Origin of the sequence: Acinetobacter towneri (assembly GCF_001758345.1) — a bacterium.
GTDB lineage: Bacteria > Pseudomonadota > Gammaproteobacteria > Pseudomonadales > Moraxellaceae > Acinetobacter > Acinetobacter towneri_A.
This window is the reverse complement of the sequence record NZ_MKQS01000019.1, coordinates 34,901-43,267: the sequence shown is the minus strand read 5'-3', so window position 1 is coordinate 43,267 and position 8,367 is coordinate 34,901. Positions and strand designations below refer to the sequence as shown.

8 protein-coding genes and 1 tRNA gene are annotated in these 8,367 nt (G+C 39.7%); 3 read left to right on the top strand and 6 right to left on the bottom strand.

What is annotated here, in order from left to right; genetic code table 11:
- The 3 genes from BJN41_RS10400 to BJN41_RS10390 form a co-directional block, all read left to right on the top strand.
- On the top strand, positions 1-259 hold a 259-nt coding region (locus BJN41_RS10400; protein WP_141730395.1), incomplete at its 5' end, for a transposase.
- A 493-nt stretch (positions 260-752) separates the two neighbouring features.
- Positions 753-980, top strand: coding sequence for a hypothetical protein (locus BJN41_RS10395; RefSeq protein WP_026438111.1), 228 nt, complete (start codon positions 753-755; stop codon positions 978-980).
- Positions 981-1,182: 202 nt separating this feature from the next.
- Positions 1,183-1,258, top strand: a tRNA-Thr gene (locus BJN41_RS10390).
- A gap of 458 nt (positions 1,259-1,716) precedes the next feature.
- Here the strand turns inward: BJN41_RS10390 and BJN41_RS10385 are convergent.
- The 6 genes from BJN41_RS10385 to BJN41_RS10360 form a co-directional block, all read right to left on the bottom strand.
- Positions 1,717-2,547: an SAM-dependent methyltransferase gene (locus BJN41_RS10385; RefSeq protein WP_070155047.1), complete on the bottom strand. Its 831-nt coding sequence runs from the start codon at positions 2,545-2,547 to the stop codon at positions 1,717-1,719.
- Between the two features lie 35 nt (positions 2,548-2,582).
- Positions 2,583-3,890 (bottom strand): FAD-dependent oxidoreductase, encoded by a 1,308-nt coding sequence (locus tag BJN41_RS10380; RefSeq protein ID WP_070155045.1) that lies wholly within the window; start codon positions 3,888-3,890, stop codon positions 2,583-2,585.
- Positions 3,891-4,312: 422 nt separating this feature from the next.
- Entirely contained in the window at positions 4,313-5,197 is an 885-nt protein-coding gene (locus BJN41_RS10375; protein ID WP_070155043.1) for a pirin family protein, read from the bottom strand.
- 197 nt (positions 5,198-5,394) lie between these two features.
- A complete protein-coding gene (ahpC, locus tag BJN41_RS10370) occupies positions 5,395-5,958 on the bottom strand; it encodes an alkyl hydroperoxide reductase subunit C (RefSeq protein ID WP_070155041.1) in 564 nt (187 codons plus the stop codon).
- A gap of 232 nt (positions 5,959-6,190) precedes the next feature.
- Positions 6,191-6,742: a single-stranded DNA-binding protein gene (gene ssb, locus BJN41_RS10365; protein WP_004970192.1), complete on the bottom strand. Its 552-nt coding sequence runs from the start codon at positions 6,740-6,742 to the stop codon at positions 6,191-6,193.
- A 51-nt stretch (positions 6,743-6,793) separates the two neighbouring features.
- Positions 6,794-8,158 (bottom strand): MFS transporter, encoded by a 1,365-nt coding sequence (locus BJN41_RS10360; protein ID WP_019837155.1) that lies wholly within the window; start codon positions 8,156-8,158, stop codon positions 6,794-6,796.
- Between the last annotated feature and the right edge of the window lie 209 nt (positions 8,159-8,367).

The following is an 8,367-nucleotide window of genomic DNA, read 5'->3' as shown; positions in this document are numbered from 1 at the left end:
TCTAAATACCTTCTTTGCTTATCCAGCCGAGATACGCAAAGCCATCTATACCACCAATGCGATCGAATCATTAAACAGCGTAATACGTCAGGCGATCAAAAAGCGTAAAGTCTTTCCAACGGATGATTCTGTACGTAAAGTGATTTACCTGGCAATTGATGCAGCGTCTAAAAAGTGGAATATGCCTATTCGCGACTGGCGTTTAGCCATGAGCCGCTTTATTATTGAATTCGGTGACCGCTTAAGCAATCGCCTTTAAATTTATGAAAAGCAATTACACAAAATTATTTACAGACTCTGAATTCGGGGTGCTTTGCCTTTCCAATCTTTGTGCACCCAAGCCAATACAGCAAAGAGTGAACTTTGCATGGTTATGCTCGTTGCTATTTTTATCGTGGCGCTATCTAACTTGGCAATTATCTAGAGCGTAAAATGAATAAAGCAATAAATGGAATTTGCATTTATCAGCTTGTTAAGCAGTGATTTTGATGATCCTCTCTCTAACTATTGATGATAAATCAACAAACATGACACATTACGTTACTCTGCAATAAAGACAATCTTTAACCACTATGCTACAACTGAGTTGTAACGTCAAAAAAGGGGATGTGAAGAAATTTATTGTTTTTTATCAAACTTTTTTTATTTTACTTGGTCATCTCTGCTTTCTACATAAAAGGGTCATCATTAAGTTTTAGCATAATAAAAGCATGCAAATGCCTTACATATATAACTGCTATTCGGGAGCGAACATGAATAACAGCCAAAATTATGTCAAACAAATTAAAAATGCTAAACGTGGAGGATACACGCCTACCATCGCCAAAGACATCAACAAACATAAGATTCAAAAAGCCATTCGCCTAATTGAACAATGGAGAACGCTCGCAAATGAACTTAAACCACAAATGCAACTGGATATGGCCTTTACCTTAGAGGAATGTGCACAAGATTTAGACCGCATCTTAAGAAGTAAATAATCGCTTTTTCACACTTTACTTCAAGTTATTTTCTTCCTTGAGCCCACTCGCTGGGCTCATTTCCTAAACCTTCTGTGTAATTTCCTCATTTGTAATATGCAAAACACTGCATATAAACTCTGCAAAAACGCTATGCCTTGCATTAAACGGTTACTTTTTGGCTTGCGCACAGGTAAAAATTCTGTAAAATTCTTTACACAACGCCGGCATAGCTCAGTTGGTAGAGCAACTGACTTGTAATCAGTAGGTCCACAGTTCGAATCCGTGTGCCGGCACCATATTCAACCTCATAAGTTTCTAATTTATGAGGTTTTTTGTTTATATACGTATATTTTATCTCACTCATTCTGCCCGAATAGCCAAAATTATTCAGGACATCGATCTATCTGCAAAACTTAAACCGCAATACAGGATTGTGATTTTTAGCTTGTAAAATGTATTTTATAATTGACTTTGTTGCATAAAATATTGATTTTTAAATTTTTATATAAATTTAAGTTAAAATAAATATAATTAATCATAGTGTTAGTTGTTTGTACAACAAATCCGTCCACAATTATAAAAAGTCACGATCATATTCTTTTTTGATGACAAAGCCGTGGCTTATGTCAGAGATCAATTGACTTTTGGCGAAAAAATTTTACTAAAGCAGTTTCGTGTGGTAGCTGAGATTTAAAACCAATCATAGAAACCCAAACACCGAAAACTTCATCATCTATCAGCCGATTACGATTGATTAAGATTTTTCCGCACTCACCTGAACATATTTAATCCAGCCATCTGTATAGAGCTTGGCACATAAACGTGCGGTCATAGCAATTTTAAACCAGTCTACATCTCGCCTTTGCACTCGATGCCTGAGATGCTGATTCACATAATCAGCAAAACCTGCTAGCACCTGGGCCGATAAATCTTCCACTTGAATCTGTTTAAATTCAAACTGTGCTAAGACTGCCCGAAGCTGACTTTCAGACATTAGATCTTTAAAATTGACATCGGCAGATTTTAATAAGGCACGATATTGCAGCTGTTTGAATACATGCGTTGGCGCTTGCTCTGCCCAAATTAAATAATGAAAGCCCATGCGTCCATTTGAATTCAAAACTGCACTCACCTGACTTAAAAAGGAATTCAAATGACTGTGATATGCCGCATCGATACAAAACACCACATCAAAACGGGGTTGTGGAAAAAGTGCTTGTAAATTTAAAAATGAAGCAGCGTGAATTTTAATATTTGAATTTAAATGTTGTCGAATCCACTGCACATGATGATCTTGTAGCTCAATAGCCTCAAGCTGTTGTACTTGATAGTGTTCTAACCAGTATTTAAGACTAGCACCTTGCCCACAGCCTAAATCCAACACAGCGTCTTTTGAATTTAAACGGACTGCTGCGGCCAAATGCGCGGCTAAATTTTGACATGCAGCAGGATAATCATATCCCACTGCATCTGACCAATAACCTAGATTGCTCCACGGCAACGCAGAATCATCTCCCAAATATGCCGCATGAATGGCATATTTATGTTTTGGAAAGTGCGAGCGTATCACCTGTTGCCATTTCATGCTGACTCAGTCTAATTCAGTAAAGATGAATAGACTTAATAACCTAATTGTGGCGCAACCTCAACTTGTGGTTTTAAATCAATAAACGGTAATGGCGCACCAAAAATTTCTGCAATATGCATGGCTGAGGTCACTGCAGATTCTAAAATAGGCAAACCATCACACGACCATGAACCACAGAAGAACACTTTACGATTGTCTTGATGATGCCGTTGCTGCAACTCTTTGTTTAATGCCACTGTCTTTGAATCCACTACAGCGCGGGTTAAAGTCACCGTTGAAATGATCTTTTTCGGATCAATTGGTGTGACTGGACGCCATGTTTGGAACACTGGAGATTTGCCGACCAACGTTGGTTCAATCGAGTTAAGCCATACCGTAAATTGCTGACGGGTAAATTTACGATCCATCATATAACTTAAAACTGACCAGTCTTTACGTTTTGGCGGCATCACCGTTTGATCGGTGTGAATCACCAAATCACCCTGCTCGAATTTAAATTGTTTAAGCAATTCAATATCTTCAGAAAATTGTTGATTATCTAAGAATTCTTGAACTTTAGTGGTTGGCGTTGCAATTACCACACGGTCAAATGTTTGCGACTGACCTGCAGAATTTTCAACAACCACACCATCTTCTTTTTGATGAACGCGAGTGATCGCTGCACCACTTTCAATATTAATGCCTTCAATCAACTTATCAACTAATGCGGGCGTGCCACCTTGTAAACGCAATAACGCATCACCATCAGTTAATTGGCGTAAAAACACCAATAATGGTTTTGCTGGCCATTCGCCAATGGTCTTAGGATCACAAGTACAAATGGTATAAAGCACTGGCATCACTGCACCATGCCAAAACACTTCTTCAATCTCGTTGCGGTTGATAAATTCCGCAAGGGTGATGTCTTGGTTCTTGGATTTAAAAAATTTAGCAATGGCCGTTTTTAACTGCAACATGCCTTTCACTAAACGCCAACCGTATTGCTGGATTCCTTTACGGTTGTTAATGATGGGAAAATTACCAATACGGGTACGGCTTGTGGTCAGCCAAGTTTCGGTACGATCTTCAAATAACCAACTGCACGCCATATAAGTACGCACAGGATAAGTTTTAATGCCTAAATGTGTGGCCAAGCTGAGGGTGTTTTTCCACAAATGTGGATTCATGACCCGTAACGGCGCATCAATTAAACCATCTTCAAATTCGATGCTATGACTGTCCATTCCACGACCAGGCAGCGCCTCAAAAATTGTAATGTTATGCCCTGCATCTTTAAGAATTCTTGCGGTAGCCAGTCCAGCCATACCACTACCGATCACTGCGATATCCAAACCGATCATCCATCTTTTTACATACTTTATGAAATTATGAACCATGCCTAAGGAAAATGAGCTATTAAAAACTACCAGATTGAGTACTTTTCACAGAGAAACAACACAAAGAGTATTGGCAATATGATTACATTTTCTAACAATCAGAAGATGCTTAAATAAGCCTTAGAATTTATTCATATTATTTCTTTAATTCCATAAATAGTGTTCTAAACCATATAGATAAATTAACCATTTTTATAATTTTTGTTTTACAAATAAATCTCTAAACGCTATGATAGTAGGCACATAATTAATAACTAAATCACAGATAATTATCATAAAGAATATGATCAATCCGCTAAAACTAGAAATTTGACAGCGCCAAAATAACAAAAGCCTCTGTCGGAACATCGACATGAGGCTTTTTTTTGGCTAAGATTTTTTAAAACTTAACCCGCTTGATGTTGAACGGGAATTTCACCGAACTTACCTTGATTAAAATCTTCAAAAGCTTGAATGATTTCCTGCTTGGTATTCATGACAAATGGACCATAGCCTTGAATAGGTTCATTTAGTGGCTTGCCTGTCAGCACTAAAAATTGCGTATCTTGCAGTGCTTCAAGCTGAATTAACGCTTCGCCATCTTGAGCAAACAAGACCACTGAATGATCTTGCACAAGCTGACTGCCATTGACCCGCACTTCACCTGCCAATACCACCAATAAAGTATTGTGGTCTACAGGTACATGCAGCGCTTGGGTCTGTGCGGCTTTCAGTTGCCCATCCCAAACATTAACAGGGCTAAAGGTGCTAGCAGGTCCAGATTGCTCGGCGTACTGACCTGCAATAATGCGTAAATGCCCCGCCTGATTTTCAAACTCAATTTTCGGAATATTTTGAGATTCAATGGCTTGATAGCGTGGTGTTGTCATTTTATCTGCGGCAGGCAAATTGACCCAAAGCTGTACCATTTCGAACAACCCGCCTTGTGCTGCATATTCTTTGGAATGAAACTCCTCATGCACCACACCTGCACCTGCTGTCATCCACTGCACATCACCTGTTTTGATGGTGCCACCACCGCCTGCTGAATCTTTATGCGTCACTTCGCCTTGATAGGCAATCGTCACCGTTTCAAAACCACGGTGTGGATGTGAACCCACACCATGCTGTGCCGTAGTTGCATCAAAATGATACGGCGCTGCATAATCCAAGAGTAAAAATGGACTGATCGCCTGACCTAAACGGTCATAAGAAAATAGATTTTTAACGGGAAAACCATCGCCCACCCAATGCATGTTTTGGTTGCGATATAAACCGATTATTTTTTTCATGTGTTACACCTATTGCTAGGAGAATAGATACTTTAATCTTATTCTGCTAACGTGCCACAACCTAGTGCAAATTTGGCATACAGCATTGCAAGAATGGAATAATCTTGTTGAAACTTATACATGGTTAAACAAATCATGAGCATAAAAAAATCCAGAAACGAAGTTCTGGATTTTTAAAATTGAGTGTAATGATTCGATTAGATTTTACCGACCAAATCAATAGATGGTGCTAGGGTTGCATCGCTTTCTTTCCACTTGGCAGGGCAAACTTCGCCAGGGTGTGCATGCACATATTGCGCTGCTTTCACTTTACGCAACAATTCTTGCGCGTCACGACCAATACCGCCTGCATTGATTTCTACAATCTGGATTTTCCCTTCAGGGTCAATCACGAATGTACCACGATCTGCCAAACCTTCTGCTTCAATCAGCACTTCAAAGTTTTTAGCCAAGGTCCAAGTTGGGTCGCCAATCATTGGATATTGAATTTTTTTGATTTCTTCTGAAGTGTCGTGCCACGCTTTATGGGTAAAATGCGTGTCTGTAGAAACTGAGTAAATTTCCACACCCATTTTTTGGAATTCAGCATATTGATCGGCTAAATCTGCAAGTTCAGTTGGGCACACAAAAGTGAAATCTGCAGGGTAGAAAAACACCACTGACCATTTGCCAATAAAGTCTTGCTCAGATACGTCAATAAATTGACCATTATGGTAAGCAGTTGCGTTAAATGCTTTGACTTGGGTATTGATTAAACTCATGGATAATTCCTCATTTCATTTCAGAGATTGCTTATCTTGTGTAGCTAGAATACGAAAAACCAAAGAATCGGTAAAACAGTGTTTTTTTATAAAAATAATCGGATTTATGAATTAATAATCCTATCATAGTTTGAAATTTAATCGAGAAAATAGATATTTGCTGTATATCTGCATAAAAAAACCCTTTGTCGAAACAAAGGGTTTGGAGGATGATTTGCCGTTTTAACTTAAGTTAGAACGGTAGATCATCATCTAAATCTGCTGGTGCAGTTGCAGGCGCAGCTTGTGGCTTCGGTGCAAAACCACTCGGGTTATTGTTGGCATAGCCGCCACCCTGATTTTGGTTAAAACCGCCTTGATTTTGATTCGCATAACCTGTGGCTGGAGCTTGGTTATTGTTAAAACGTGGTTGAGCAAACCCACCATCTTGCTGGTCAGATTGTCCACGGTTCGAAGAATCGAGCATTTGCATTTGATCACCACGAATTTCAGTGGTGTAACGCTCTTGACCATTTTGATCGGTCCACTGACGTGTACGCAATGAACCTTCAATATATACTTTAGAACCTTTGCGTAAATATTGCTGTGCAATCTCGCCTAAACGGTTATGTAAAACAATGCGATGCCACTCTGTTTGCTCTTTACGCTCACCTGTATTTTTGTCTGTCCAGACATCACTGGTTGCGATAGAAAATTGAGTGAGAGAACCCCCATTTGGGAAAGTTTTTGTTTCAGGATCACGACCTAAAGTACCCACTAAGATGACTTTATTTACACCACGCATTAGATGTTTTCTTCCTATTTGTTTCTATTATTTACTTTATAAGAGTTATGCTTAAATGGCTACCTCTTTCCCAAACAAGTGCGTTAATTGTTGTCGCGCAGCATCATCAATATGCTGTTTATCAACCTTTACATACGCCACTTGTTGGTCAGACATCACCACAACCTCTTCAATACCACGAATTGCCAATAACTGAGAAGTCCATTCATCTGTTTCTCTATTCTCAGGCAAGCGCAACACCAAAGACGAAAGATAGCGCGGCTGCGCCAATCCAAAACTAACAAGCAGCCAAATTATAGCAATCGCAGTCAAAATACTCCAACCCATTGCGGTGTGGTTGAGCATCAACAATTGCCCACCAATCATCCCACCAAAAAATGCGCCCAAAAACTGACTGCTCGCATTCACACCCATCGCGGTGGCTTTAGATTGAATTGGTGCAGCCTTTGACAACCACGAAGGTAATAACGCTTCCATAACGTTAAAAGCAATAAAGAATAAGCCCAAACCCAATAAAAGGATGTACTTCGATTCAAACCCAAAAATCAGCACCAACAGACCTAAAATAATACCTGCAATTGCAGTCAGGAAAATGCCACGCATTTTGCGATATTTTTCTGCCAAAACAATGCTTGGAAATGCTACGAACAGACTGACCAACAACAATGGCAAATACACCCAACCATGATGCTGCAAAGGAATATCGGCAAATTGGATTAATTGCGAAGGCACATAAATAAACATGGCAGTAAGTAATAAATGTAGGGTAAATACCGATACATGCAGACGGTTTAAATCGCCCATTTTCAGGACTTGCTTTAACTGAGTGATATAGCCTTGCTGAAAATTGCGATGATGACGCGTGACTTTAGGCACCAATAACAGCATGAGAATTGCTGCTAGTCCCATTACTGTAGTCACCCAAAACAGCCCTGAAATACCAACTAGACCTGTCAGCCACGGTCCTAAACTAAAGGCCACCACAAAGGACATACCGATACTCATACCCATCACCGCCATGGCTTTCATGCGGTTTTCTTCACGGGTCACATCGGCCAATAATGCCATCACCACAGCAGATACCGCACCACCACCAGCAATGGCACGGCCAATAATCACGCCATAAATGGTGTCGGACATGGCTGCAATTGCACCGCCTAAGGCAAACAGCAATAAGCCCAAAACCACCAATGGCTTACGACTATAACGGTCTGCAATCAAGCTAAATGGAATTTGCAAAATGGCTTGGGTAAGCCCATAAACACCAACAGCAAGACCAATGAGTGCAGGAGTTGCGTATTGATATGACTGCCCTGCCACTGAAAATACAGGAATAATCATGAACAGACCCAACATGCGCAATGCAAAAATACTGCTTAAAGCAAAGGTCGAGCGGCGTTCTAAGGCATTCATCATATCAATCGACTAAAACTAAATAATTTTGAATTTGCAGATATCCTACAACATTCAGCTTAAGGATGCTGATTTTTCCAGATGTTTATTCAACAAGCTTTCGATTTCAATAAAAAAGGGCGCAACGCTGTGCACCCAAATTTATATTTTATACAGTCTTCGTCACTGTATTACTCTATGATTTCGCAACAATATAGTAACGGACATCAGCA

Excerpts from the sequence above, each read along its gene's own strand:
- BJN41_RS10385 (WP_070155047.1), bottom strand. The coding sequence starts at position 2,547 with ATGAAATGGCAACAGGTGATACGCTCGCACTTTCCAAAACATAAATAT.
- BJN41_RS10380 (WP_070155045.1), bottom strand. The coding sequence starts at position 3,890 with ATGATCGGTTTGGATATCGCAGTGATCGGTAGTGGTATGGCTGGACTG.
- BJN41_RS10375 (WP_070155043.1), bottom strand. The coding sequence starts at position 5,197 with ATGAAAAAAATAATCGGTTTATATCGCAACCAAAACATGCATTGGGTG.
- ahpC (WP_070155041.1), bottom strand. The coding sequence starts at position 5,958 with ATGAGTTTAATCAATACCCAAGTCAAAGCATTTAACGCAACTGCTTAC.
- ssb (WP_004970192.1), bottom strand. The coding sequence starts at position 6,742 with ATGCGTGGTGTAAATAAAGTCATCTTAGTGGGTACTTTAGGTCGTGAT.
- BJN41_RS10395 (WP_026438111.1), top strand. The coding sequence starts at position 753 with ATGAATAACAGCCAAAATTATGTCAAACAAATTAAAAATGCTAAACGT.
- BJN41_RS10360 (WP_019837155.1), bottom strand. The coding sequence starts at position 8,158 with ATGATGAATGCCTTAGAACGCCGCTCGACCTTTGCTTTAAGCAGTATT.